Origin of the sequence: Kocuria sp. SL71 (genome assembly GCF_026672465.1) — a bacterium.
In the GTDB taxonomy this organism is placed as follows: domain Bacteria; phylum Actinomycetota; class Actinomycetes; order Actinomycetales; family Micrococcaceae; genus Kocuria; species Kocuria palustris.
Genome location: NZ_JAPPRE010000001.1, coordinates 631,745 through 655,657, shown reverse-complemented (window position 1 = coordinate 655,657; position 23,913 = coordinate 631,745). Strand labels below are relative to the sequence as shown.

Below are 23,913 nucleotides of genomic sequence, written 5' to 3'. Positions count from 1 at the left end.
CGGAGCCTGTCAGCCCAGCCCGTGGCGCCGATCCCACTCGAGCTCGGCCTCGTAGCGCTGCCGCTTCTCGCGGTCCAGGCGCCGGCCGGTGCGCAGCGAGTACCACCAGCACAGCACGAACAGCACGCCCACCAGGAACATAGGCGGGAACACGAATCCGGTGGCCAGCATCACGAGCTGCAGGATCCAGCCGAAGGCCGGGCCCCACGGACGGCTCACGGTGCCGGAGCCGACCACGAAGACGATCCCCAGCACGGCGGCCCCGATCAGCACGGGCACGCGTCCGGGGTGTCCAGCGCCCCAGATCCCGAAGGCCGCCAGTCCGCCGAAGAACACCACGAAGGCCTCCATGAGCAGCGTGGTGGCCCCGAACATGACCATGACCGAGGACGGCTTCTTGCGCTGCCCCGGGCGCCACTGCTGCTGCTTGCGGCTGAGCCTGCGCTGCTTCTGCGCCACGGCTCTCACCTCCCCAGGATCTCGCGGGCCTCGCCCACGACGGTGATGGAGCCGGTGACCAGCACGGCCGACTCGCCCTTGCCCTCGGAATCCGAGGCCGATTCCGAGCGTGCGGCCGACAGGGCCTCCTCGATGGCCTCGCCGATGCTCGACGAGATGCGCACGGCGGCCTCGTCGAAGCCCAGGGCGATCGCGGCCTCCGCGAGCTGCTCGGGATCCACGGCCCGCGGCGAGGACGAGCGGGTGAACCACCACTGGGTTCGGGCGTGGTCGTAGCCGTCGTGTAGGGCCCGCAGGACGCCGTCGACGTCCTTCTCGGCGAGCACCCCCACCACGGCGTAGAGCCGCTCGGGGTGGAAGGCCTCCACGAGCCCCTCGGCGCTGGCCCGGACCCCGTGCGGGTTGTGGGCGGCGTCCAGGATCACCGGCGGCGACGGCTGCATCAGCTCGAGCCGCCCGGGCGAGGTCACGGCGGCGAAGGCGTCGCGCACGACCTCGAGATCCAGGGCGCGCTCCCCGCCGCCCACGAAGGCCTCGACGGCGGCGACGGCCACCGAGGCGTTCTGCGCCTGATGCGCGCCGAGCAGCGGCAGCAGCAGCTCCTCGTACTCGGCGGCCAAGCCGCGGATGGACAGCTGCTGCCCGCCGACGCCCGGGGTGCGCTCGGTGACGCCGAACTCGACGCCCTCGAAGCGGAACGGGATCCCGAGCTCCTGCGCGCGCTCGAGCAGGATGTCGGCGACCTCCGGGACCTGGGCCGCCGAGATCAGGAAGCCCTCGGGCTTGAGGATCCCGGCCTTCTCGTGGGCGATGTCCTCCACCGTGTCGCCCAGCAGCTCGGTGTGATCCAGGTCGATCGGCGTGATGACCGAGACGGCGGCATCGGCCACGTTGGTGGCATCCCACTGCCCGCCCAGCCCCACCTCGAGCACGACGATGTCCACGGGGGCGTCGGCGAAGATCGCGAAGCCCAGCACGGTCAGCAGCTCGAAGTACGTCAGCCTCTGCTTGCCCTCGGCCTCCAGGCCGGAGTCCACGACAGAGATCAGCGGGGCGATCTCGGCGAAGACCCGCACGAAGGTCTCCTCCGTCACCGGGGAGCCGTCCAGGCAGATGCGCTCGGTCACCGACTCCAGGTGCGGCGACGTGTAGCGGCCCACCCGCAGGTCCTGGGACAGCAGCAGCGCCTCGATCATGCGCGCCGTGGAGGTCTTGCCGTTGGTGCCCGTGATGTGGATGACCGGTGCGGCCCGGTGCGGATCGCCCAGCAGCTCCACGGCCTGCTCGACCGCCTCCATCCGCGGCTCCATGGCCGATTCCGGGGCGCGGGCCAGCAGCTGCCGGTACACGTCCTCGACGGAGCCCACCGACGGCGAGGCCCACACCGAGTCGTCCTGGCTCAGCGCCGAGGCGCCCAGATCGGCGGTCTGCGCGGCGGAGGTGTCCTTCTCGGGGGGATCGATGCTCACAGCGCGCCCTCCGATCCGGCCGAGGCCACCACGGCGACCGTGATGCCCGACTGCTTCGGGTCCTGGGTCTCGATCAGCTCGAGCTCGACCGACAGCGTCTCCCCGGAGACGAGCTCGCGGTTGTCCTGCACGGCCGCGACGACCTCGGCGGTGTCCGTGATCGTGGTGCGGATGCGGTCGGAGACCTGCAGCCCGGCGTCCTTGCGGGCCTGCTGCACGGCGCGGACCATGTCGCGGGCCACGCCCTCGGCCTGCAGCTGCGGGGTCAGGGCGGTGTCGAGCACCAGGAACCCGCCGCCGGGCAGGACGGTCACGGCGGTCTCGGCCGCCGCGTCCTCTCCCACCACGGTCTGCAGCTCGTACTCGCCCTCGGCCAGCTCGACGCCGCCGGCGCTCACGGTGCCGTCCTCGGCGGTGGACCAGTCCCCCGCCTTGGCCGCCTTGATCACGGCCTGCACGCCCTTGCCCAGGCGCGGGCCCGCGGCGCGGGCGTTGACCTTGAGCTGCTGGGAGATGCCGTAGTCAGAGGGGCTCGTGCTGGCGGTGTCGCGCAGCTCGACCGACTTGAGGTTCAGCTCATCGGCCACGATGGACTCGAACGTGCCGGCCAGCGCCTGGCCGTCCGGGACGACCACTGTCATGCCGGCCAGCGGCTGGCGCACGCGCAGGCTGTGCGCCTTGCGCAGCGACGAGCCCGCCGAGCACACCGCACGCGTGGTCTCCATGAGCTGGACCAGGCGCTCGTCCTCGGCGGAGCGGGGGAACCGATCGGCGTCGGGCCAGTCCGTCAGGTGCACGGAGCGCCCGCCGGTCAGCCCGCGCCAGATCTCCTCCGAGATCAGTGGCAGCAGCGGGGCCGCCATGCGCACGGTCGTCTCGAGCACGGTCCACAGGACGTCGAAGGCCTCGCGGTCCTCCTCGAAGAACCGGTCGCGGCTGCGGCGCACGTACCAGTTGGTCACCAGCTCCATGTGAGCGCGCAGCGCCTCGGCCGCGGCCCAGACGTCGTAGGCCTGCAGGTGGCGCTCGACCTCCCGCACGGCGGCGCCGGTGCGGGCCAGGACGTAGCGGTCCATCACGTGATCGGAGCTGTACCGGGGCTGGGCGTCGTAGCCGGCCCCGCCGTCGGCGGCGTTCGTGTAGAGGCTGAAGAAGTTCCAGGTGCTCCACAGCGGCAGCAGCACCTGGCGGGCGGCCTCGCGGATGCCCTCCTCGGTGACGATCAGGTTGCCGCCGCGCAGGATCGGGCTGGACATCAGGAACCAGCGCATGGCGTCGGCGCCGTCGCGGTCCAGGACCTCGTAGACATCCGGGTAGTTGCGCAGGGACTTGGACATCTTCTGCCCGTCCGAGCCCAGCACGATGCCGTGGGAGATCACATTGCGGAAGGCGGGGCGGTCGAACAGCGCCGTGGCCAGGATGTGCAGCGTGTAGAACCAGCCGCGGGTCTGCCCGATGTACTCGACGATGAAGTCGCCCGGGTTGTGGGTCTCGAACCACTCGCGGTTGTGCATCGGGTAGTGCACCTGGGCATAGGGCATCGACCCGGAGTCGAACCACACGTCGAGGACCTCGGGCACCCGGCGCATGGTGGCCTCCGGGTGATCCGGATTGGGGCGCGTCAGCTCGTCGATCCAGGGCCGGTGCAGATCCACCTCGCCCTCTGCGTTGCGCGGCAGACGGCCGAAGTCCGCCTCGAGCTCGGCCAGCGAGCCGTAGACGTCGCGGCGCGGGTGGGCCGGATCATCCGACTCCCACACCGGGATGGGCGAGCCCCAGTAGCGGTTGCGCGAGATCGACCAGTCGCGGGCGTTCTCGAGCCACTTGCCGAACTGCCCGTCCTTCACATTGCCCGGGATCCAGTTGATGTCCTGGTTGAGCTCGACCATGCGCTGCTTGAAGCGGGTGACCTCCACGAACCAGGAGTCCACCGCGCGGTAGATCAGGGGGTTGCGGCAGCGCCAGCAGTGCGGATAGGAGTGCGCGTAGGACTGCTGCTTCACCAGCAGCCCGCGCTCGCGCAGATCGCGGATGATCGTGCGCGAGACCTCGGAGTCGAACACGTTGCGATCGGCGATCGGGCCCAGCGGGGTGCCCGGCAGCACGGAGCCGTCGGCGAACCAGCCGAAGAAGGCACCGGACTCGTCGACGGAGAGCACCACGGGGATGCCGTGGGCGGCGCACGCGATCTGGTCGTCCTCGCCGTAGGCCGGGGCCTGGTGGACGATGCCCGTGCCGTCGGTCGTGGTGACGTAGTCGGCCACGATGATCTGCCACGAGTTCTCGAGCGACTGCCCCGGGGCCAGCGCCACGGCCGTGCCCGGCAGGCCGCGCAGGTAGTCCCACAGCGGCTCGTAGCGCAGGCCCTTGAGCTGCGCGCCCTGCAGCGTGCGCTCGACGGCGGCCGCGGCCTTCTCGGCGGACTCGAAGCCCAGCGCCTCGGCGTGGGCGCCCAGCAGGTCCTGGGCCAGCAGGAAGCGGCGGCCCTCGAGCTCGCCGCGCCCCGGCACCAGGACGTAGGAGATCTGCGGGCCGACCGCGAGCGCCTGGTTCGTGGGCAGGGTCCAGGGGGTGGTCGTCCAGGCCAGGGCCTCGGCGCCGGCGAGCTGAGCGGCCAGCTCGAGGTCGCCGGCGGTCTCGTCCTGGACCTCGCCGGTCAGGCGGAAGGCCACGGTGACCGTCTGGTCGGTGCGCTCCTGGTAGACGTCGTCGTCCATGCGCAGCTCGTGGTTGGACAGAGGGGTCTCGTCCTTCCAGCAGTACGGCAGGACGCGGTAGCCCTTGTAGACCAGGCCCTTGTCGTCCAGGGCCTTGAACGCGCCGATGACCGACTCCATGTAGTCGGGGTTCAGGGTCTTGTAGTCGTTGTCGAAGTCGACCCAGCGCGCCTGGCGGGTGACGTAGTCCTTCCACTCGGAGGCGTACGTCATCACGGAGGTGCGGCAGGCGTCGTTGAAGCGGTCGATGCCCATGGCCTCGATCTCGGCCTTGTCCGTCATGCCGAGCTGCTTCATGGCCTCGAGCTCCGCGGGCAGGCCGTGGGTGTCCCAGCCGAAGCGGCGCTCCACGCGACGGCCCTGCTGCGTCTGGAAGCGGGCCACGAGGTCCTTGACGTAGCCGGTGAGCAGGTGGCCGTAGTGCGGCAGGCCGTTGGCGAAGGGAGGGCCGTCGTAGAAGACGAACTCGTTGGAGCCGTTCTCGCCGGCCGGGCGCTGGTCGATGCTGGCCTGGAAGGTGCCGTCCTGCTTCCAGTACTCGAGCACCCGCTCCTCGATCTGCGGGAAGCGCGGAGAGGCGGGCACGCCGCGGGTCTCGCCGGTGCTCGCCTTGGGATACAGGGGATGCTGTGCGCTCATGTGGTCCGTCCTGGTCGTGCGTCGTCCTCGTTCCCGCGGACCATGCTCCGCGGGTCCCTGCTGCAAGGACGCCGTGGCCGTGCGTGACGGCCGTCTTCGACGCGGTACCACCTCGCTTGCCCGCCGCCCCCCCGTATCCGGTAGCAGGCGAGCCGCTCGATTCCTGAGGCTGTGTCGGGCCCGACCCGTTCGGCTCTACTGAGGGCGCAGGCCCCGTTCTTCCGAAGAGCTCCCCGGTGATGGCCGGATCTCTGCTCACGTTCTATCTTCGATCATAGGCCACGGCCCACACCTGCAGCACGTCGGGATGGCCGCGCCGTGCGGGCGCCTGTGGGACGATATCCCTTCGTTCCCCCGCCTCTCGTCCCTCGAGGAAGTGCCGTGCTCCAGCGCATCGTCCGCGTCTCCTGCCCCGACCGCACCGGACTGGTCTCCATCATCACGACCGCCTTCGCGGACCGGGGTCTGAACATCAACCAGCTGGATCAGTTCACGAACGACGGCTCGTTCTTCGTGCGCGCGGTCATCGAGGCACCCTCCGGGCTCTTCGCCTCCCCCGCGGCCGAGGACGACGAGTTCCGGCGCCTGGGCGAGCGGCTCACCGCCTCGCTCGACGACGCCGAAGTGGAGATCCGCCCGCACCCGGCGCAGCAACGCATCGTGGTGCTGGCCTCCCGGACGGATCACTGCCTCAATGAGATGATCCGCAGGGCCCAGGACGGGCAGCTCGGCGGGTCGATCGTGAAGGTCGTGGCCAATCACGACGTCCACCGTCAGGTGTGCGAGTTCCACGGCATCCCGTTCGTCGTGGTGCCGCACGAGGGGCTGTCCAAGCAGGAGCACGAGGCGGCGGTGCTCGAGGCGATCGGCGAGGACGTCGACCTGATCGTGCTGGCGCGCTACATGCGCATCCTCTCGGACGAGTTCCTGCAGAAGGCCCCCACCCCGATCATCAACATCCACCACTCGTTCCTGCCGTCGTTCATCGGCGCGAATCCGTATCAGCGCGCCCACGACCGCGGCGTGAAGATGATCGGGGCCACCGCGCACTACGTCACCGCGGATCTCGACGAGGGTCCGATCATCGAGCAGGACGTGACCCGCGTGCACCACGGGCACTCCAAGGACGACCTGGTGCAGGCCGGAGCCGATGTGGAGCGCACCGTGCTGCACCGGGCCGTCCAGGCGCACTGCGAGGGGCGGATCTTCCTCAACGGCGACCGCACGGTGGTCTTCGGGTCTTGAAACTCCTGCTGTGACAGGGCTCTCGCCCAGCCGCGTCGCAGGTGTGACCCAGATCAACGAATCGGCACACAGTGACCGGATCGTTATCGGTTTTCCCCTCGAATCGGCTCGCGGCCCACGTGCGGGTCGCTACGTTGTCTCGTGGTCCGTCGCCGGATGCTGTCCTCGACACGCACCCGGGCCCGGCAGACCCGCTGCGGCGGAGGGAGCCGCAGCCGACCGACAGGTACCGCAGGCGGCGGCACCGCGCCCCGGGGGCGACGATCGCAGGGAGTGATCGTCCGAGGGTCGCAGACAGCAGTGCAGGAGGTGCCCGCATGACCGATGCTCTCAACGGCCGAGCTCTGCTCAGCGCAGTGCTCGCCTTCCTGCTGGTGCTCAGCGTCCTGGCCGGCGTGGGCGCCTATGCCTCCAACGTCCACAGCGCCTGCGACGGCACCGACGCCGGCTCCTTCCTCTCCCAGGTCCAGGCCTTCCACTCGGAGGACGGCTGCGAGGTCACCGGCACCGCCTACACCCGCTGAAGGCTCCTCCGCATACACCCGCTGAAGGCTCCTCAGCTGCTCCGGATCATCTTGTGCGGGGCGGCCTGGGCCACCGGCTTCACGGTGATCGTGTCCAGGTCCACGTGGTGCGGCAGGTTCACCGAGAAGGCGCAGACCTCGGCCACGTCCTCAGCCATCAGCGGCTTGTCCACCCCCGCGTAGACCTTGTCCGCGGCCGCCTGATCCCCGCCCAGGCGCATCAGCGAGAACTCCTCGGTGTGCACCAGACCCGGGGCCACCTCGATCACCCGCAGGTTGTTCTCGGCCTCCTCAAGGCGCAGCGCCTCGGTCATGGCGCGCTCGGCGAACTTGGCGGCGTTGTAGCCGGAGCCGCCCTCGTAGGCCCGCCAGCCGGCGATCGAGGTCAGGTTGAGCACCGTGCCCTCGCCGTTGTCGCGCAGCGCCGGCAGGAAGGCGCGGATCAGGCGCATGGTGCCCATGACGTTGACGTCGTACATGAACTGCCAGTCCTCGTCCTTGGCATCCGCGACCCGGTCGGTGCCGCGCGCGCCGCCGGAGATGTTCAGCAGCGCGTCCAGGGCGCCCTGCTCGCTCAGCACGCGATCGCGCAGGGCATCGACCTGCTCCTGCACGGTGAGATCGGTCGCCGCCGCGATCACCCCGGTCTGCTGAGCCAGCGCTTCCAGGCGCTCGGCGCGCCGCGCCACGGCGTAGACGATCCAGCCGTCGGCGCGCAGGCGTCGTGCGGTGGCCTCGCCGATCCCGGTCGAGGCCCCGGTGACCACGGCGACCATCTGGCGTCCGGCGGCGTTCGTCTTCATTGCGTCCATGTCCTGCGCTCCTTCGCTGCTGTGCGTCGACGGGCCCGACCTGCACCGCCCGTCCTGTCTGTCCCTGACGCTACCGACGCCCTGCCCGAGCATCCACGCCCACCGAGTCCCCCTCTCCCCTCTCCGCCGAGCGGATGCCCAGTTGCGCTGTTGGGGCGAACAGCGCAACTGGGCATCCACTCGGCGGGGAGGGGGCGGGAGGGCAGCGGCTCCACAGGGCTGCCCTGCACAGGCCGGCCCCCACGCGCACTGCACAGAGTCCGATCCCGGCCCCACGACGGCGGCGCGCTGCGGCACCGTTGCGGCCATGGGAAAACCGCCTCATGTCGTGCCGGAGTCGCTGTCCCAGCACGCCTTCACCACCGCTCAGGCGGCCGTCGCCGGGGTCAGCCCCGCTCAGCTGACACGAGGGCCCTATGTGCGGGTCTCTCGCGGGGTCTGGCAGGCCGGCCAGCGCGATGCGGTAGCCGATCATGTCCGGGAGCTGCGCCGCCTGCTGCCTGCCATGCTCCAGGCCCAGCCCGGGGCGGCGGCCAGTCACGTGACGGCTGCGGTGCTGCTCGGTCTGCGGGTGCCGAACCGGCTGCGCATGACCTGGCCGATTCACCTGGTCTCCCCCGATCCCAAGCTGCTCATGCGATCTCCCGGGATCATCGCCCACCGCCTGCTGCCCCGGCTGACTCCGCTGATCGAGATCGAGGGCGTCGTCGTCACCTCCCCTGCGCGGACCGCAGTGGATCTGGCCGGTGCCGCTCAGGGCCGCTGGCCGCTGCTCGACGACGACGCCCTGGTCGCCGTGCTCGATGGCATCATCTGCACCCACACCACCGGCATCCGGAAGGATCTGCCGGCACTGAGGTCTCGAGAGCAGCTCGAGAGAGAACTGCGCGAGCTGCCGGGAGTGCGCGGAGTCGCTCGGATCAAGCGCGCCCTGCAGCGGACGGCGGCGGCCGTCGACTCCGCGCTGGAGACCGAGGCGCGCCTGTGCCTCGAGCGCTTCGGGGAGACCCGCTGGGTCACCGATCTGGAGGTGAGCGCGCCGAACGGATCCTGCTTCTGGCCCGATCTGGCCGATGACGAGGATCGGCTGAGTCTGCAGGTCGAGGGGCCGCATCATGCCCGCGGGGATCAGCTGCGCAACGACATCCTGCGGCGTCGGCTCACCGAGGCGGCAGGGTGGCAGGAGCTGCGGGTCACCGCAGAGGACCTTCGAGGCCACCGCCCGGCGCTGATCGACATGATCCGCCGCGCCCGCCGCCCCTCCCCGTTCGCCGAGTGATCACTGAGTTGCGCAGAGGGAGCGAACAGCGCAACCCAGGATCCACTCGGCGGTCTCAGAGGTGGTCGCGCAGCCACTCGCGCAGGACGATCGCATGGTTGTGCTCGTCGTCCTTGGCGCCATAGAGCAGCGTGACCTCCTGGGGGCGCTCATCGCGCAGCTTGGCGGCGAGGTCATGGGCTGCGTCGTTGTCGTCGAGCTCTGCGCGATAGCGGTCGCCGAACTCCTGGAACTTCTCCGGGTCATGGTCGAACCACTTGCGCAGGTCGGTGCTGGGCGCCACATCCTTGGGGTGCCCGTCGAGCTCGGCGTCGTCCTTGGACACGCCGCGCGGCCAGAGGCGGTCGACGAGCAGCCGGACGCCGTCGTCCGAGGAGGGCTCGTCGCGGACCTTCTTGATCTCCACATGCGTCATGCCCCGACCCTACGCGCCCCTCCCCTCCCGCCGAGTGGATACTCAGTTGCGCTATCGGGGCGAACAGCGCAACTGAGTATCCACTCGGCGGGGGGGTGGGAGGGTGGCGCGGTGAGCTCCGACCGATCCGCCGCCCTGCCAGCATCCCGGGACCGCCCCGCGGACTCCGACGGCCTGCCGAAGGGCGAGTGGGCGCTAACGGTCGAGGAGGGCGGCTACGAGCTGCACGTCGACGGCATGCCCTCGCCGCTGGTGCCCTCCGTGGTCATGGCCGCGGTGCTGGTCGCGACGCTGCTGCTGTGCGCCGCATGGTGGGACCGGATCCCCGAGCAGGTCGCCGCCCACACCGACGCCGACGGCCAGGTCACCCGCTGGGAGCCCAAGACCCTAGGCTCGGTGCTGGTCGGCCCGCTGCTGGGGGCCAGCGGCGTCCTGTTCGCCTCGGGCCTGACGACGCTGGTCACCGCAGTGGGCCGACCTCGTCCCCGGAACCCCTTCGCCGATGGACTGGGACCGCTGATCCGCATGGCTGTGCAGAACCGCCGCCTCGCCGCCGCCGTGGCCTGGTCCCTGCTGCCGCTGGGCACCGCGATCTGCGCGACGAGCGTGGCCGGCTGGGCAGACGGCTCAGGGCAGATCCGCGGTACCTGGCTGCTGGGCGCCTCCATGCTGGCTCTGCCTCTGATCGCCGCCGCCTGCCTCCGCGGAAGCCGGGCTGACGTGCTGCGCGAGCTCGACGCACTCGAGATCCCCCTCGGCGAGAACTCGCGAGAGGACCTGCATCGATGGCGCATCCCGGGTCTGGTCAATGACCCCGAGCTTCCGCTGATGGTCCAGAACCAGCCGTCGAACTGGACGCTCAATGTGGCCCACCGGACGGGCAAGGTCCTGTGCTGGATCTTCCCCGTGGGCTGGCTGCTGCTGGGTCTGGCGCTGCTGGTCGGGCCCCTGATCGCCTGATCGAACCGGACTTTCCGCTGCCGTCGTTCCAGCCCCCCCGGCCGAGTGGATGCCCAGTTGCGCAGAAGGGCCGAATTGCGCAATTGAGTATCCACTCGGCGGGGTGGCAGGACGGGGCGGGGAGAGTCAGTCTCGGAGGCCGAAGGAGAGGTGGATGCCGTCGTCGTCCCAGCGCCGCACGCCGATGCGGTAGACGGGCTCCAGGACCTCGGCGCGCAGCACCTCGTCCGGCGTCCCGCGGGCGGCGATCCGGCCGTGGTCCAGCAGCACCAGTTCATCGCAGTACTGCGCCGCCAGGTTCAGGTCGTGCAGCACCACGATCGACGTGCGGCGCAGCTGCCGCACCGTGGAGAGCACCTCGTGCTGGTAGCGGATGTCCAGGTGATCGGTGGGCTCGTCCAGCAGCAGGTGCTCCGTCTCCTGCGCCATGGCCCGGGCGATCATGACCCGCTGCTGCTCGCCGCCGGACATGGCCGACAGCGGCCGCTCGGCCTGGGCGAGAAGGCCCACCTGCTCCAGAGCGGACTCCGCGGCCGCATGATCGGCGGCCGCCGGGCCGCCCAGCCCGCCGCGGGGCAGGCGCCCCAGCATGACCATCTCCGCTGCGCTGAGCTCGACCACGGGCTCGTGCTCCTGGACGACCACCGCGATGCTGCGCGCGATGTCCCTGGCGCTCATCCCGGCCAGATCGCGCCCGTCGACCATCACCCGCCCGGAAGCCGGCCGCAGGCGACCATGCAGAAGCCGCAGCAGCGTCGACTTGCCGCTGCCGTTGGGTCCGATCAGACCCATGAGTCGCTCGGGCACCGACACCACGTCGATCCCGTCCACCGCGGGGCCCCGGCCGTAGGAGAAGGACAGCCCGGTCCCCTCGATCACTGCTGGAACTCCTCCACGATCCGCTCCAGACCGTCCACTGCCTGCGGAGTGGCCGGCTCCGTCATGTTCATCGGCATGGCCAGGATCCGGTCCTCGACGACCGCGGAGATGCCGTCGGTGCCGGGGATGTCCGAGATCGAGTCCTCGACGGCCTGAGGGTCGCCCTCCGAGTAGAGGACGATCAGGACGTCGGGATCCCGCCCGGCCAGCTCCTCGGGAGTCACCTCGGCCACGCGCTCGTCGAGGTCTGCGAAGACGTTCTCCAGACCCGCGGCCTCCAGCTGCGGCGCGGCCATGCTGTGGGCGCCGTAGGCATAGGTGGTGCCGCCGCCGACCGTGGGGTAGAGCACCGCGGCGGTCAGGGGCTCTTCCTGGTCCGAGGCGGATCCGTCGACCTGCTCCTCGACGGCCGCCACACGATCCTCGAGCTCGCCGATGTTCTCTTCGGCCTCGTCCTCGCGGTCGAAGACCTTCCCGTACAGCCGCAGCTGGTCGTAGACGTCGTCGAACCCGGGATCCTCGATGCCCCCTGGGCACAGCGCCGGCTCCTCGAGCAGCGGGATCCCCACCGACGACAGCGCGGAGGCATCAAGGTTCTCCGCCTGTCCCATCACGACGTCCGGCTCCTGGGCCATCACGGCCTCCTGGGACACGCTCAGATGCCCGCTCGAGTCGACGTCGCCGCCCAGCGAAGGGATGGCCTCGACCTCCTCGCGGGTGGTCTCGTCGTAGGACTCCAGCGGATAGGCCCCGGCCTTGGCCTCGACCCGGTCGAGCACACCGAGCTCGTGCAGCCCCGGCACCGACGCGGACTTGAGCAGCACGATCCGCTCCGGCTCCTGCTCGAAGGTGACGTCCTCCCCCGCAGCTGTTCACGGTGACCGGGTAGTGCCCGCCGCCTCCGTCGGATTCGGAGTCCTGGTCCTGGGAGCAGCTGCCGAGCAGAAGTGCGGCCGCCGGCAGCACGGCGGCTGCCGACAGGACGCGGGCGCGAGAACGGGACGACGAGTGCATGGAGCTCCGATCAGCGAGAGGAGGACCCGGCGCGCATGCGTCGGATGAGGAGGAGGAGGAAGGGGGCGCCCAGCATCGCGGTGATGATGCCGATGGGCAGCTCCTGGGGCTGCAGCACGGTGCGCGCGGCCAGATCCGCCAGGCTCAGCAGCAGAGCGCCCAGCAGGGCCGCCACGGGAATGGCGGCGGTGTGAGCCGCGCCGACCAGTCGCCGGGCCAGGTGCGGCATGATCAGCCCCACGAACCCGATGCTGCCCGAGGCCGCGGCCAGCACCCCGATGCACAGCGAGACGAGCACCAGCAGCAGGGCCCGCGTGCGCTCCGGCGACACGCCCAGCGAGTGCGCGGTGTCGTCGCCCAGGGCCAGGGCATCCAGGCGCCGCCCCTGGAGGCTCAGCACGACCACGGTCACCGAGGCGATGACGACGACGGCGGCCAGCGGCGTGCCCCACGACGCCAGCGACAGCGAGCCCAGCAGCCAGAACATGACCGAGCGGGTGCCCTCGGCGCTGCCGCTGGCGAAGATCAGGAAGCTCGTCAGCGCGTTGAGCGCGTAGCCCACCGCGACCCCGGCCAGCAGGAGCCGCACCGAGGTCAGCCGACCGCCGGAGCGGGCGGTGGCGTAGACGAGCACGGAGGCTCCCAGAGCGCCCAGGAAGGCCATGGCCTGCAGGGCGTGCTCCCCGCCGCCCAGGGTGAACCCGAAGAGGATCGAGGCCGCCGCGCCGCAGGAGGCTCCGGAGCTGATGCCGAGCAGCTGAGGATCGGCCAGCATGTTGCGCACCATCGCCTGCAGGGCCATGCCGCACACCGCCAGCCCTGCCCCCACGAAGGCCGCGAGCACCACGCGCGGGGCGCGGACCTGCCAGACGATCGCATCCTGCGTGGCGCTGGCACCGGGGCCGATTTCCACCCCCGTCAGATGCTCGACGAGCACACCCAGCACGCGCACGGGCCCGATGCTCACGGAGCCCACGCCGACCGCCAGCACGAGCGCCGCGCACAGCACGGCGGCCAGGCCGACGATCCACAGGACCGCGCGTCGGCGGCTGCGCGAGAGCACCCGCCCGATCTGCGAGCCCGCGATCTGCGAGCTCGACTCCTGCCTCACGATGCGGCCCCTCCTTCGGCTTCAGAAGCCTTCACTGTACTGACGCTGCTGCGGCGCGCGATCCGCTGCGGTTCCACCTCAGGGCCGAGCCGTGATGAGGTGCTGGGGCACCAGATCGTGGCCCTGAACGACCCCTCGATCGCGGTCCAGCTCCCACAGCTGCTCGAGCAGACGCACCCGCACGTCCCGGAAACCCGCGGCGCGGATCCGCTCAGTGAGCTCCCCGACGCTGCGGGCCTCGGCCAGCGGCAGCACCGAGCGCACGGCAGGGTCGTAGTGCTCGCGAAACCCTGGAGTCGGGTTCGCGTCGATCCCCCGCGGGAACCACAGGCCGTCGACCGCGACGAGCAGCCCCGACGGTCGCAGCGCGCGCCGCCAGGCACGCAGGGCGTCATCGGGCGAGCGCAGGGTCCACAGCAGGTACCTGCTGACGAGGACGTCGAAGGAACCGGGCGCCACCGGAGGCTCGGCGGCATCTCCCAGGCCGAACTCCACCGCCAGGCCCAGCTCAGCAGCCCGGTCCCGGGCGATCCCGAGCATGGCCTCCGAGAGGTCGATCCCCGTGACGCGGTGGTCCAGCTGCGCCAGCTGCAGGGCCATGTAGCCGCTGCCGGTGCCCAGATCCAGCACGTCCTGGGGCTGAGCGGGCATCACCTGCTCAAGGATCCCCCGCCACGCGATCCGATCCGCCTCCACGCGTGCTTCGCGGTGCTGCTGGCGGTCGTACTCCCGCGCCCGCTGGTCCCAGTAGTCGGTGATCCGGCGCTGGACCTCGTGCCCGCTGTCCGGCCTGAATCGACGTCCGGGGGTGTGCTCGCAGGCCTCCGGACGGTGCGTGTCGAGCCTCTTTCCAGGGGCTGGTCGGTGCGGGGGCAGTTGCCCACCGGTGGGCGTACGACCAGTCATCTCTGTCTCCTCGTCGGGCATCTCAGACGGCACGGCAGACCGTGAGCCCCTGTCCCTCGTCTCCCCCGCATCGAGTGGATGCCCCGTTGCGCTGTCGGGCTGAACAGCGCAACGGGATGTCCACTCGGACGATGGAGCGGAAGCGGCAGGACGGCTCACGCGGGCGCACGTTCGCTGCTCGGCGACGCGTCCGAGAACTGCCGCCGCTGCGGCGAGAGCAGCTCGTCTGCGATCAGCACGGCCCACATGGCCAGCAGGAACGGCCAGGTGTAGGTGGGGATGGGGGTGGGGTCCAGCACCCAGCGCAGCCCGACGGCTGCGGCCACGCCGATCGCCGCGCAGACCAGCCGGTGGACCAGGCCGCGTCCCGGGCAGAAGATCGCCCCCAGGGCGATCGCGACGAGCACCGCGCTGTAGCCGATCAGACCTGTGGACACCGGCACCATGTCGCCGGTGAGGACGAGACCGAGCACCAGAGCGAGAAGCGAGCCGAACAGCCCCCACAGCCCCACGCGCAGCGATCCCACCAGCAGCGCCGCGAGGATCACCAGCCCCGGGACCAGGCCGTCCGCAAGCACGACCTCGGCGAAGGGGTTCAGCATCCCGAGCAGCGATCCCTGCACGGCGCCGGCCGAGGTCGTCGTGATGCCAGGCTCGACGATCGGCTGCAGCACGCCGAAGAGCAGTCCCGCCACGAGGCAGAAGGGCGCGGTCGAGACCGGCAGTCCGAAGCGGCGCAGCGCGTCCGTGTCGAACAGGCCACGGAGGACCAGGTGGGCCGGGATGCAGGCCAGCGCGCCGACCACTGTCATGGCGATGGACAGCGCGGTCTCGTTGAGATGGATGGTCGACAGCGAGGCCGCTGCGCCGACCAGGGCGCCGTTGTAGCCCATGAGCCCGTCTCGGACGAGCTCTCGCTCTCCGATGACCCATGCGGCCAGCGTCTGGACGGCACAGCCGATCACCACGAGGACCGCGGTGCGGGGATTCGCCACGGCGATGCCGATCAGCAGCAGCGCTCCGGCGGGAGCGCTGCGCAGGAAGAAGATCTGGGAGATCCCGTACAGCACGGTGCGGACAGCGTTCATCATATGAAGCCTCTCAGCGGGGCGTCGGCAGGACGCAGCAGAAGGGTCGGGGCCCGGTCGTCACGGGCGCCGCAGGTCGAGCGGGGGCTGATCGCGCCACCGGGCCCGCAGCAGGTCGACGACCCCGCGGTGCAGCGCGGCGATCGCGCCCGTGGAATCGGCCAGGGAGCGGATCGCGACGCACCGCAGGCCGTCGGGATGGGGAAGGCCGCCGCGGGTGATCCCGGACAGCGTCGCCGAGTCCTCCACGGACGAGGCCAGCTGCTCGTACAGCTCGTCGTCCAGGCGCCGATCGGCGATCAGCAGCTGGCCCGTGTGGCTGCGGCCCTCCATCATTCCCGAGCCGGTGATGGCCTGGCCCGCGTCGGGGACCATGCGCAGCTGATCGACGACGAGCCGGCGCCGGTGCTCGTCGTCCTCGACCTGGACCTCTGTGCGCAGCCGCACCTCGTCGAAGCGGAACGGCTCGCCGTCCGGCGACCACCCCGGGGTGATGATCTCGGCCATGACCAGCGACGCGGTGGGGTGCATCCGCACGAGCGTTCGCTGGCGGTAGGAGCCCTCGCGATAGACGATCAGCTGGTCCGGCAGGTGCTCGAGCACCGCCCCGGGGCCCAGGCGGACCTCCATGTCCTGCCGCGCCGGGCCCTGCGGGGTCCGATACACCTTGGTCGCCGACTGCGTAGTGGACAGCAGCGAGGCGTCCTGACCCACCTCGAGCTCGAGCTCGTAGCGGTCCGCACCGAAGTACGCCCCACCCGGGTTGATCACCGGGTAGCAGACCTGCCCGGTGCCATCCAGGTGCAGCGGCTTGAGGATCCGCAGCGCTCCGTCGGGGAACTGCCGGGCCGCGTAGGAGCGGCCGTCGCGCTGCTCGATCCGCAGACGCAGCTGCCCGGTCGGCGGAGCGCTCGGCGACTGCTCGTCCTGCGAGGGGCCCGCAGCCTGCTCAGTCAAGGTCGAGCATCAGGACGTCGGAGCGGATCCAGCTCATGACGGAATCCAGGCCCTCGTCCGTCTTCAGGTTGGTGAACGCGAAGGGCTTGTCCTTGCGGAAGACCTTGGAATCGGCCTCCATGACCTCCAGGTCCGCGCCGACGTGCGGGGCGAGATCCGTCTTGTTGATCACGAACAGGTCCGACTTGATCATGCCCTGCCCCGCCTTGCGCGGGATCTTCTCGCCCTGGGCGACGTCGACGATGTAGATCGAGAAGTCCACCAGCTCAGGGCTGAACGTCGCCGAGAGGTTGTCTCCGCCGGATTCCACGAAGATGACGCGCACGTCCGGCAGGCGCCGCTTGAGCTCCTCGATCGCGGCCTCGTTCATGGAGGTGTCCTCGCGGATCGCCGTGTGGGGGCAGCCGCCCGTCTCCAGGCCGATGATCCGCTCCTCCGGCAGCACCGACTCGCGGGCCAGGATCTTGGCGTCCTCGATGGTGTAGATGTCGTTCGTGATCGCGGCCATCGAGATCTCCTGGCTCATCGCACGCGTCAGGCGCTCGATCAGCTGGGTCTTCCCGGCGCCCACGGGGCCTCCGATGCCGATGATGACGGGGTCCATGGCTTCTTCTCCTCCTGCATTGCTGTCTGTGCTTCGTGTCTTGTCGGCGCACCCGGCGCCGAGCGCATCAGCTCATGAAGAGCCGAGCGCGCTGACGCTCGTGGTGCATCTGCGCGATCTCCAGCCCCGGGGCGATCGCACCCAGGTCCTCGCGCTCCAGTCCCCGGGAGACCTCGACGGCCCGGCGGGTCCAGTCCTGCGCAGCGCGGATGATGCGCTGCCCGGCGCTCTGGCCCAGGGGGATGCCGCGCACCGCGTTCTGGGTCAGAGAGGTCGCCGTGGCCTGGACGTGGGCCGCCACGGCGGTGTCCTGATCGAGCCCCAGCTCGCGGGCGAGGACTCCCCAGACGACGGCCTGATGGCCCTGCATGCGTCCGGCCTCGACCTCCGCCGCGCAGTGCAGCGTCCACGGTCCCGGGTAGGACGCCGCGCCGATGCTCAGCAGGCGACGGCCCATGGTGATGCCGCCGTCGCGCACCTGCTGCGGCAGCGCCTGGACGGTCGCCAGCTCATCCAGGTCGACGACCTCCTCCACCTCGCGCGCGGCGTAGACCAGGCGGATGGCCAGAGCATCCGTGTAGGTCAGCTGCTGATCGGCGAACATCTGCAGCCACTCGGCGAAGCTGCCCTCGTCGTGGATCTGCCCCCGCTGCATGTAGGTCTCGAATCCCAGCGACTGGCTGAACGCGCCTGTCGGCAGGGCCGAGTCCGTGAGCTGCATCAGGCTCAGCAGCGGATCCGGCCCGGAGGCCGCCGCGGTGATCGGTGCCGCTCTCATCTAGTGCGTGTGCTCCGCGTGGCGGAAGGGCTCGGGCATGACCCTCTCCTGGCGCTCGAACGGAATGCCGTGATGCACCAGGAAGTCCTCGACGGTGTGGTCGTAGCGCACCACCATGACTTCGGCGCCGTACGGGCTCTGCGCGTCGAAGAACTGCGCCGGCAGGTGCCGGTTGCCCAGGCTGTGCGCGGCGAAGGCCATCTCCACGATGCTGCGCGCCGCGATCACCAGGACGTCCGTGGGCAGCAGCGAGACCACCACGGCATTGCCGTCGGCCTCCTCGCCCTCGACGGCCAGGATGTCGCCGTCGCCCAGATCGGCGCTGCCGCGGGGCAGGCGCAGCCCGATCTCCCGGTCGTGGTCGGTGCGCACGCGCTGGATGCGCTTGGACAGATCCTCGTCCGCCAGGACCACGCGCTCGACGTGCCGCCGCCCCACCAGGGCGCGCCCGGCCTCGTCGTTCATGCTGCCGAGCAGCTCGGTCACGATCATCGCCGCGACTCCTCTCGTCGTCGGTCCTGCCCGCGGCGGACGCTGCGTCCGCCGCGGGCAGGGTGAACGGTCACGACCTCAGAAGAGGAAGTACCGCTGGGCCATGGGCAGCTCGGTCTGCGGCTCGCAGGTCACGACCTCGCCGTCCACGGAGACCTGATACGTCTCCGGGTCCACGACCAGCTCGGGCGTCTGGCCGTTGAACTTCAGGTCGGCCTTGCGCAGGGTCCGGATGTCGGAGCAGGCGCGCACGACCTTGCGCAGCCCCAGCTGGCGCGGCACGCCCCGCTCGATCGCCGAACGGGACAGGAACGTGATCGAGCCGGCCGAGACCGCATCGCCGTAGGCGCCGAAGGCCTTGCGGTACCAGCGCGGCTGAGGCGTGGGGATCGAGGCATTGGGGTCGCCGAGGACCCCGTGCACGATCGTTCCGCCCTTGAGGATCATGTCCGGCTTCACCCCGAAGAACTGCGGCTCCCACAGCACCAGATCCGCGAACTTCCCGACCTCGACGGAGCCGACCGAGCCGCTGATCCCCTGCGCCAGCGCCGGGTTGATCGTGTACTTGGAGATGAACCTCTTGATCCGGTGGTTGTCGCCCGTGCTCCCCTCGTCCTCCGGCAGCTTGCCGCGCTGGCGCTTCATGGAATCGGCCACCTGCCAGGTGCGCAGCACGACCTCGCCCACGCGCCCCATGGCCTGGGAGTCGGAGGAGGTCATGGAGAAGATGCCCATGTCATGCAGCACGTCCTCCGCGGCGATGGTCTCCTTGCGGATGCGGGAGTCCGCGAACGCGACGTCCTCCGGGAGGTCCGCGCGCAGGTGGTGGCACACCATGAGCATGTCCAGGTGCTCCTCCACCGTGTTGCGGGTGTAGGGCAGCGTGGGGTTGGTCGATGCCGGCAGGATGTTCGGCTGCGAGGCGAGCTCGATGATGTCGGGAGCGTGCCCGCCGCCGGCGCCTTCGGTGTGGAAGGTGTGGATCACCCTGCCGGCGATCGCCGCCTTGGTGTCCTCCACGAACCCGGCCTCGTTGAGGGTGTCGGTGTGGATCGCGACCTGGACGTCGTACTCGTCGGCGACCTCCAGGGCCGTGTTGATCGACGACGGCGTGGCGCCCCAGTCCTCGTGGATCTTCAGCCCGATCGCACCGGCGCGGATCTGCTCCGCCATGGGCTGGATCGCGGAGCCGTGGCCCTTGCCGAGCAGCCCGAAGTTCATGGGGAAGTGCTCGAAGGAGCGCAGCATGCCGTGGATGTTCCACGCGCCGGGCGTGATCGTGGTGGCCTTGGTCGACTCCCCCGGGCCCGTCCCGCCGCCGATCATGGTCGTGATGCCGGAGACCAGCGCCGTCTCGATCTGATCCGGGCTGATGAAGTGCACGTGGGTGTCGATGCCGCCGGCCGTGAGGATCTTGCCCTCGCCCGCGATGATGTCCGTGGCCACGCCGATGATGATGTCGACGCCGTCCATGGTGTCGGGGTTGCCGGCCTTGCCGATCTTGAAGATGTGCCCGTCGCGCAGGGCCACGTCGGCCTTGTAGATGCCGGTCCAGTCGATGACCACCACGTTGGTGATCACGGTGTCCGGGATGCCGACGTCGCGGACCAGCTGCCCGTTCTGGCCCATGCCGTCGCGCACCACCTTGCCGCCGCCGAACACCGCTTCCTCGCCCGGCGTGGTCAGGTCCTGCTCGATCTGCGCGAACAGCTCGGTGTCCGCCAGTCGGATCGCATCCCCGGTCGTGGGCCCGTAGAGGCTCGTGTACTGCTCCCGGCTCAGCTCGAAGCTCATGTCGTCCTGGTCCTCTCGCGCTCAGCGCGTCTCATTGGAGTAGTCGGTCTCGGCGCGCTCGCGCAGCGGCTGCGGAGCGTCCCCGGCAGCATGGCGCCGGTTGCCCGAGTAGTCCTCGGACCTGATCTGGGAGACGTCCGCGGCCTCCTGGGGATCCAGGCGGCCGTCGACCAGGTCGCGGAACCCGTGGACCACGCGGTCGCCGCCCAGCGGGATCAGCTTCACGGTCGTCGAGTCGCCGGGCTCCAGCCGCACGGCGGTGCCGGCGGGGATGTCGAGGCGGCGCCCCAGGGCGGCCTCGCGATCGAAGTCGAGCGCCCGATTGGTCTCGGCGAAGTGGAAGTGCGAGCCGACCTGGACGGGCCGATCGCCCCTGTTGAGGACCTCGAGCTCGATGGCCTCCCGACCGGGATTGCACACGACGGGGTCGCTGGCGAGGACGTACTCTCCGGGCTGCATGACGGTCTCCTTCAGCGGATCGGGTCGTGGACGGTCACGAGCTTCGTGCCGTCGGGGAAGGTGGCTTCGACCTGGACGTCCGGGATCATCCCGGGGACGCCCTCCATGACGTCGTCCGCCGTGAGGATCGTGCTGCCCCAGCTCATCAGGTCGGTGACGGTGTGCGCCCGTCGCGGGCACCCTCGAGCAGCTCGTAGGTGAGGATCGCGACGGCCTCGGGGTGGTTCAGCTTGAGACCGCGCGCCTGGCGGCGTCTGGCCAGATCGGCGGCGACGACGACCAGGAGCTTCTCCTGGTCCTTGGGCTGAAGGTGCATGAGCTTCCTCTGCTGGCTCGAGGGCCCGAGCCGACGACGCGCCGTCGGATCGAGCCGTTCGGATCGATGCGTGTCGCAAGCCTTCTCGACATGCGGCGAACAGGTCCACTCCTCTTTTGTTGCCTTCGCGTGACGGAATGGCTTCGACACCCCGACAGCCGCCCGAGCCCTCCCCGACGACCTCCTGCACACTCGCGCCGAGTGGAACCCCAGTTGCGCTGTTCGCTCCGATAGCGCAACTGGGGATCCATTCGCGCCAGGTGGGGATTCCTGTCAGGTGAGGGCAGACAGGGGCGCTGAGACGCAGGCGCGAGTCATGGGAGACTGGTCCCCATGGCTGACAACACTCAGGGCACAGACACGCCCACCACGATCACGGTCCCGGACAAGCCCGCCCTCGAGGGCCTCGAGGAGAAGTACTCGCAGCGCTGGCGCGAGCAGGGCACCTACGCCTTCCAGGAGGGCACCCCGCGCGAGCAGGTGTACTCGATCGACACCCCGCCGCCCACGGCCTCCGGCTCGCTGCACGTGGGCCACATGTTCTCCTACACGCAGACCGACGTCATCGCCCGCTACCAGCGCATGACCGGCAAGAACGTGTTCTACCCGCTGGGCTGGGACGACAACGGCCTGCCCACCGAGCGCCGCGTCCAGAACTACTACGGCGTGCGCTGCGATCCCTCCTACGCCTATGTGGAGGGCTACCGCCCGCCGGAGAAGCCGGCCAAGAACCAGCGCGACTGGGATGTGGTCTCCCGGCAGAACTTCATCGAGCTGTGCGAGGAGCTGGCGGTCGAGGACGAGAAGGTCTTCGAGCACCTGTTCGCCACGCTGGGCCTGTCGGTCGACTGGACCCGGACCTACCGCACGATCGACGACCACTCGCGCCGCGTCTCGCAGCTGGCCTTCCTGAAGGACCTCCAGGCCGACAACGCCTACATGGCCGAGGCCCCCACCATGTGGGACGTCACCTTCCGCACGGCCGTGGCACAGGCGGAGATCGAGGACAAGGAGCGCGAGGGCGCCTACCACCGCGTGGCCTTCCACCGCCCGGACGGGCAGAAGGTCTTCATCGAGACCACCCGCCCCGAGCTGCTGCCGGCCTGCGTGGCCCTGGTGGCCCACCCCGACGACGAGCGCTACCAGGAGCTGTTCGGCACCACCGTGCGCTCGCCCCTGTTCGACGTCGAGGTCGAGGTCAAGGCGCATCACCTGGCCAAGCCGGACAAGGGCTCCGGCATCGCCATGATCTGCACGTTCGGCGATCTCACCGACGTCACCTGGTGGCGCGAGCTCGAGCTGCCCACCCGCGCCCTGATCGGGCGCGACGGCCGCTTCCTGGCCGAGCAGCCGTCGTGGATCGCCGACGGCGCCCCGGCTGAGCGCTACGCGAACGTGGCCGGCAAGACCGTGTTCTCCGCTCAGCAGGCTGTGGTGGAGATGCTCACGGAGTCCGGCGACCTTGAGGGCGAGCCGAAGAAGATCACCCACCCGGTGAACTTCTACGAGAAGGGCGACAAGCCCCTCGAGGTCGTGACCTCCCGGCAGTGGTACATCCGCAACGGCGGCCGCGACGCCTCTCGCCGCGAGAAGCTCATCGAGCGCGGCCGGGAGATCGAGTGGCATCCGTCGTTCATGCGCTCCCGGTACGAGAACTGGATCGAGGGGCTCAACGGCGACTGGCTGGTCTCCCGCCAGCGCTTCTTCGGCGTGCCGATCCCCGTCTGGTACCCGCTGGACGCCCAGGGCGAGCCGGTCTACGACTCCCCCGTGCTGCCCGACGAGGCCGCGCTGCCGGTCGATCCCGCCGCCCAGCCGGCCCCGGGGTACACCGAGGAGCAGCGCGACGTCCCGGGCGGCTTCACCGGCGACCCGGACGTGCTCGACACCTGGGCGACCTCGTCGCTGACGCCGCAGATCGCCACGGGGTGGGAGACCGATCCGCAGCTGCACGCCTCCACGTTCCCCATGGACCTGCGTCCGCAGGGCCACGACATCATCCGCACCTGGCTCTTCTCGACCGCCGTGCGCGCCGAGACCCTGGCCGGCTCCGTGCCGTGGCGCCACACCGCGCTGTCGGGCTGGATCCTGGATCCGGACCGCAAGAAGATGTCCAAGTCCAAGGGCAACGTGGTCGTGCCGAACGAGGTCCTGGAGAAGTACGGCGCCGATGCCGTGCGCTACTGGGCGGCCTCCGCACGCCTGGGCGCGGACACCGCCTACGACGAGGGTCAGATGAAGATCGGCCGTCGCCTGGCGATCAAGCTGCTCAACGCCTCCAAGTTCGTGCTGAACCAGGGCGTCACGGAGGCCTCGGTGCTGGGCACCGGAGCCGCTTCCGCCGGTGCCGATCCGTCGGTGATCGTCAACAGCCTGGATCGCGCCCTGCTGGCACGTCTGCGCGAGGTCGTGGAGCAGGCGTCGAAGGCCCTGGCCGGCTATGAGTACGCCCGGGTGCTGCAGCTCGTGGAGTCGTTCTTCTGGTCGTTCACCGACGACTACGTCGAGCTCGTGAAGGACCGGGCCTACGGCGCGCAGGGCCCCGAGCAGCAGGCCTCCGTGCATGCTGCCCTGGCCACCACCCTGGATGCGCTGCTGCGGCTGTTCGCCCCGTTCATCCCCTTCGCCACGGAGGAGGTCTGGTCGTGGTGGCGCGCAGGCTCCGTGCACCGCGCGCCGTGGCCGTCGGCCGAGTCCCTGGGCCAGGCCGATCAGGCCGATCCCGAGATCCTCACCGCCGTGGGCGTGGCACTGTCCGGGCTGCGCAAGTCCAAGTCCGAAGCCAAGGTCAAGCAGCGCACGGAGGTGCTGTCGGCGACCATCACGGCCCCGGCCGCCCAGGTCGAGCAGCTGCAGGCCGGGCTGGGCGATCTGAAGGCGGCCGGCAACGCACGCGAGCTGACCGTCGTGGAGGGCGAGACGGGCGATGCCCTGCTGCTGGTCGGCGACGTCCGGCTGGCTCCCCCGGAGGAGACCGACCAGTCCTGATCCGCTGG

21 protein-coding genes and 1 pseudogene are annotated in these 23,913 nt (G+C 70.3%); 5 read left to right on the top strand and 17 right to left on the bottom strand.

Translation table 11 applies throughout. The features are described from left to right. Positions 1 to 9: 9 nt before the first annotated feature. Genes OVA15_RS03075 through ileS form a run of 3 tightly spaced genes read right to left on the bottom strand, consistent with a single transcriptional unit; the run spans position 10 to position 5,284 of the window. Positions 10 to 459 carry a DUF4233 domain-containing protein gene (locus OVA15_RS03075; RefSeq protein ID WP_024290642.1) on the bottom strand — a complete coding sequence of 150 codons (450 nt, stop codon included), beginning with the start codon at positions 457 to 459 and terminating at the stop codon, positions 10 to 12. A gap of 5 nt (positions 460 to 464) precedes the next feature. Beyond that, on the bottom strand, positions 465 to 1,877 hold the full coding sequence (locus OVA15_RS03070) for a bifunctional folylpolyglutamate synthase/dihydrofolate synthase (RefSeq protein ID WP_204783308.1): 1,413 nt from the start codon (positions 1,875 to 1,877) through the stop codon (positions 465 to 467). A 47-nt stretch (positions 1,878 to 1,924) separates the two neighbouring features. After that, complete coding sequence (gene ileS / locus OVA15_RS03065; RefSeq protein WP_268142987.1) at positions 1,925 to 5,284, bottom strand: isoleucine--tRNA ligase; 3,360 nt, start codon at positions 5,282 to 5,284, stop codon at positions 1,925 to 1,927. 381 nt (positions 5,285 to 5,665) lie between these two features. On the opposite strand from ileS, the gene purU reads away from it, so the two are divergent. Together purU and OVA15_RS03055 are read left to right on the top strand one after the other, a co-directional pair. Beyond that, a complete protein-coding gene (gene purU / locus OVA15_RS03060) occupies positions 5,666 to 6,529 on the top strand; it encodes a formyltetrahydrofolate deformylase (RefSeq protein ID WP_058871008.1) in 864 nt (287 codons plus the stop codon). 317 nt (positions 6,530 to 6,846) lie between these two features. After that, positions 6,847 to 7,053: a hypothetical protein gene (locus tag OVA15_RS03055; protein ID WP_268142985.1), complete on the top strand. Its 207-nt coding sequence runs from the start codon at positions 6,847 to 6,849 to the stop codon at positions 7,051 to 7,053. 32 nt (positions 7,054 to 7,085) lie between these two features. Here OVA15_RS03055 and OVA15_RS03050 read toward each other — a convergent pair whose 3' ends face one another. Further along, positions 7,086 to 7,865: an SDR family oxidoreductase gene (locus tag OVA15_RS03050; protein WP_268142983.1), complete on the bottom strand. Its 780-nt coding sequence runs from the start codon at positions 7,863 to 7,865 to the stop codon at positions 7,086 to 7,088. A gap of 307 nt (positions 7,866 to 8,172) precedes the next feature. Between OVA15_RS03050 and OVA15_RS03045 the strand changes: the two genes are divergently transcribed. After that, the gene (locus OVA15_RS03045) at positions 8,173 to 9,144 is read left to right on the top strand and encodes a hypothetical protein (RefSeq protein WP_268142981.1); all 972 of its coding nucleotides are present in this window, start codon (positions 8,173 to 8,175) and stop codon (positions 9,142 to 9,144) included. Positions 9,145 to 9,199: 55 nt separating this feature from the next. Here OVA15_RS03045 and OVA15_RS03040 read toward each other — a convergent pair whose 3' ends face one another. Next, complete coding sequence (locus OVA15_RS03040; protein ID WP_268142979.1) at positions 9,200 to 9,559, bottom strand: DUF488 domain-containing protein; 360 nt, start codon at positions 9,557 to 9,559, stop codon at positions 9,200 to 9,202. A gap of 111 nt (positions 9,560 to 9,670) precedes the next feature. On the opposite strand from OVA15_RS03040, the gene OVA15_RS03035 reads away from it, so the two are divergent. Beyond that, positions 9,671 to 10,519, top strand: coding sequence for a DUF1648 domain-containing protein (locus tag OVA15_RS03035; RefSeq protein WP_268142977.1), 849 nt, complete (start codon positions 9,671 to 9,673; stop codon positions 10,517 to 10,519). 126 nt (positions 10,520 to 10,645) lie between these two features. Here OVA15_RS03035 and OVA15_RS03030 read toward each other — a convergent pair whose 3' ends face one another. The 12 genes and pseudogenes from OVA15_RS03030 to OVA15_RS02975 all read right to left on the bottom strand — a co-directional run bounded on the left by OVA15_RS03030 (position 10,646) and on the right by OVA15_RS02975 (position 20,917). Beyond that, positions 10,646 to 11,398 carry an ABC transporter ATP-binding protein gene (locus tag OVA15_RS03030; protein ID WP_268142975.1) on the bottom strand — a complete coding sequence of 251 codons (753 nt, stop codon included), beginning with the start codon at positions 11,396 to 11,398 and terminating at the stop codon, positions 10,646 to 10,648. Next, the gene (locus OVA15_RS03025; RefSeq protein WP_268142973.1) at positions 11,395 to 12,222 is read right to left on the bottom strand and encodes an ABC transporter substrate-binding protein; all 828 of its coding nucleotides are present in this window, start codon (positions 12,220 to 12,222) and stop codon (positions 11,395 to 11,397) included. The genes OVA15_RS03030 and OVA15_RS03025 overlap by 4 nt, the downstream gene beginning before the upstream one ends. 200 nt (positions 12,223 to 12,422) lie before the next feature. Beyond that, positions 12,423 to 13,523 (bottom strand): FecCD family ABC transporter permease, encoded by a 1,101-nt coding sequence (locus tag OVA15_RS03020; RefSeq protein ID WP_268142971.1) that lies wholly within the window; start codon positions 13,521 to 13,523, stop codon positions 12,423 to 12,425. 78 nt (positions 13,524 to 13,601) lie between these two features. Continuing rightward, positions 13,602 to 14,429 carry a class I SAM-dependent methyltransferase gene (locus OVA15_RS03015; protein ID WP_268142969.1) on the bottom strand — a complete coding sequence of 276 codons (828 nt, stop codon included), beginning with the start codon at positions 14,427 to 14,429 and terminating at the stop codon, positions 13,602 to 13,604. A 155-nt stretch (positions 14,430 to 14,584) separates the two neighbouring features. Further along, a complete protein-coding gene (locus tag OVA15_RS03010; protein ID WP_268142967.1) occupies positions 14,585 to 15,517 on the bottom strand; it encodes an urea transporter in 933 nt (310 codons plus the stop codon). 60 nt (positions 15,518 to 15,577) lie between these two features. Then, positions 15,578 to 16,474 carry an urease accessory protein UreD gene (locus OVA15_RS03005; protein WP_268142965.1) on the bottom strand — a complete coding sequence of 299 codons (897 nt, stop codon included), beginning with the start codon at positions 16,472 to 16,474 and terminating at the stop codon, positions 15,578 to 15,580. Further along, on the bottom strand, positions 16,467 to 17,078 hold the full coding sequence (gene ureG / locus OVA15_RS03000; RefSeq protein ID WP_006215161.1) for an urease accessory protein UreG: 612 nt from the start codon (positions 17,076 to 17,078) through the stop codon (positions 16,467 to 16,469). The genes OVA15_RS03005 and ureG overlap by 8 nt, the downstream gene beginning before the upstream one ends. 67 nt (positions 17,079 to 17,145) lie before the next feature. Continuing rightward, complete coding sequence (locus OVA15_RS02995; RefSeq protein WP_061711309.1) at positions 17,146 to 17,856, bottom strand: urease accessory protein UreF; 711 nt, start codon at positions 17,854 to 17,856, stop codon at positions 17,146 to 17,148. Beyond that, the gene (gene ureE / locus OVA15_RS02990) at positions 17,857 to 18,348 is read right to left on the bottom strand and encodes an urease accessory protein UreE (protein WP_061711310.1); all 492 of its coding nucleotides are present in this window, start codon (positions 18,346 to 18,348) and stop codon (positions 17,857 to 17,859) included. A 78-nt stretch (positions 18,349 to 18,426) separates the two neighbouring features. Next, the gene (ureC, locus tag OVA15_RS02985) at positions 18,427 to 20,142 is read right to left on the bottom strand and encodes an urease subunit alpha (RefSeq protein WP_024290659.1); all 1,716 of its coding nucleotides are present in this window, start codon (positions 20,140 to 20,142) and stop codon (positions 18,427 to 18,429) included. A 21-nt stretch (positions 20,143 to 20,163) separates the two neighbouring features. Next, positions 20,164 to 20,601 (bottom strand): urease subunit beta, encoded by a 438-nt coding sequence (locus tag OVA15_RS02980; protein ID WP_024290660.1) that lies wholly within the window; start codon positions 20,599 to 20,601, stop codon positions 20,164 to 20,166. An 11-nt stretch (positions 20,602 to 20,612) separates the two neighbouring features. Next, a pseudogene (locus OVA15_RS02975) lies at positions 20,613 to 20,917 on the bottom strand (urease subunit gamma). A gap of 333 nt (positions 20,918 to 21,250) precedes the next feature. Between OVA15_RS02975 and valS the strand changes: the two are divergent. Further along, a complete protein-coding gene (gene valS / locus OVA15_RS02970; protein WP_268142961.1) occupies positions 21,251 to 23,905 on the top strand; it encodes a valine--tRNA ligase in 2,655 nt (884 codons plus the stop codon). The last annotated feature ends 8 nt before the right edge of the window (positions 23,906 to 23,913 follow it).

Bases quoted from the DNA above. Each gene is read 5' to 3' on its own strand.
- ileS (WP_268142987.1), bottom strand. From the start codon at position 5,284: ATGAGCGCACAGCATCCCCTGTATCCCAAGGCGAGCACCGGCGAGACC.
- OVA15_RS03055 (WP_268142985.1), top strand. From the start codon at position 6,847: ATGACCGATGCTCTCAACGGCCGAGCTCTGCTCAGCGCAGTGCTCGCC.
- OVA15_RS03050 (WP_268142983.1), bottom strand. From the start codon at position 7,865: ATGGACGCAATGAAGACGAACGCCGCCGGACGCCAGATGGTCGCCGTG.
- OVA15_RS03045 (WP_268142981.1), top strand. From the start codon at position 8,173: ATGGGAAAACCGCCTCATGTCGTGCCGGAGTCGCTGTCCCAGCACGCC.
- OVA15_RS03040 (WP_268142979.1), bottom strand. From the start codon at position 9,559: ATGACGCATGTGGAGATCAAGAAGGTCCGCGACGAGCCCTCCTCGGAC.
- OVA15_RS03015 (WP_268142969.1), bottom strand. From the start codon at position 14,429: ATGACTGGTCGTACGCCCACCGGTGGGCAACTGCCCCCGCACCGACCA.
- OVA15_RS03010 (WP_268142967.1), bottom strand. From the start codon at position 15,517: ATGAACGCTGTCCGCACCGTGCTGTACGGGATCTCCCAGATCTTCTTC.
- ureG (WP_006215161.1), bottom strand. From the start codon at position 17,078: ATGGACCCCGTCATCATCGGCATCGGAGGCCCCGTGGGCGCCGGGAAG.
- OVA15_RS02995 (WP_061711309.1), bottom strand. From the start codon at position 17,856: ATGAGAGCGGCACCGATCACCGCGGCGGCCTCCGGGCCGGATCCGCTG.
- ureE (WP_061711310.1), bottom strand. From the start codon at position 18,348: ATGATCGTGACCGAGCTGCTCGGCAGCATGAACGACGAGGCCGGGCGC.
- ureC (WP_024290659.1), bottom strand. From the start codon at position 20,142: ATGAGCTTCGAGCTGAGCCGGGAGCAGTACACGAGCCTCTACGGGCCC.
- OVA15_RS02980 (WP_024290660.1), bottom strand. From the start codon at position 20,601: ATGCAGCCCGGAGAGTACGTCCTCGCCAGCGACCCCGTCGTGTGCAAT.
- valS (WP_268142961.1), top strand. From the start codon at position 21,251: ATGGCTGACAACACTCAGGGCACAGACACGCCCACCACGATCACGGTC.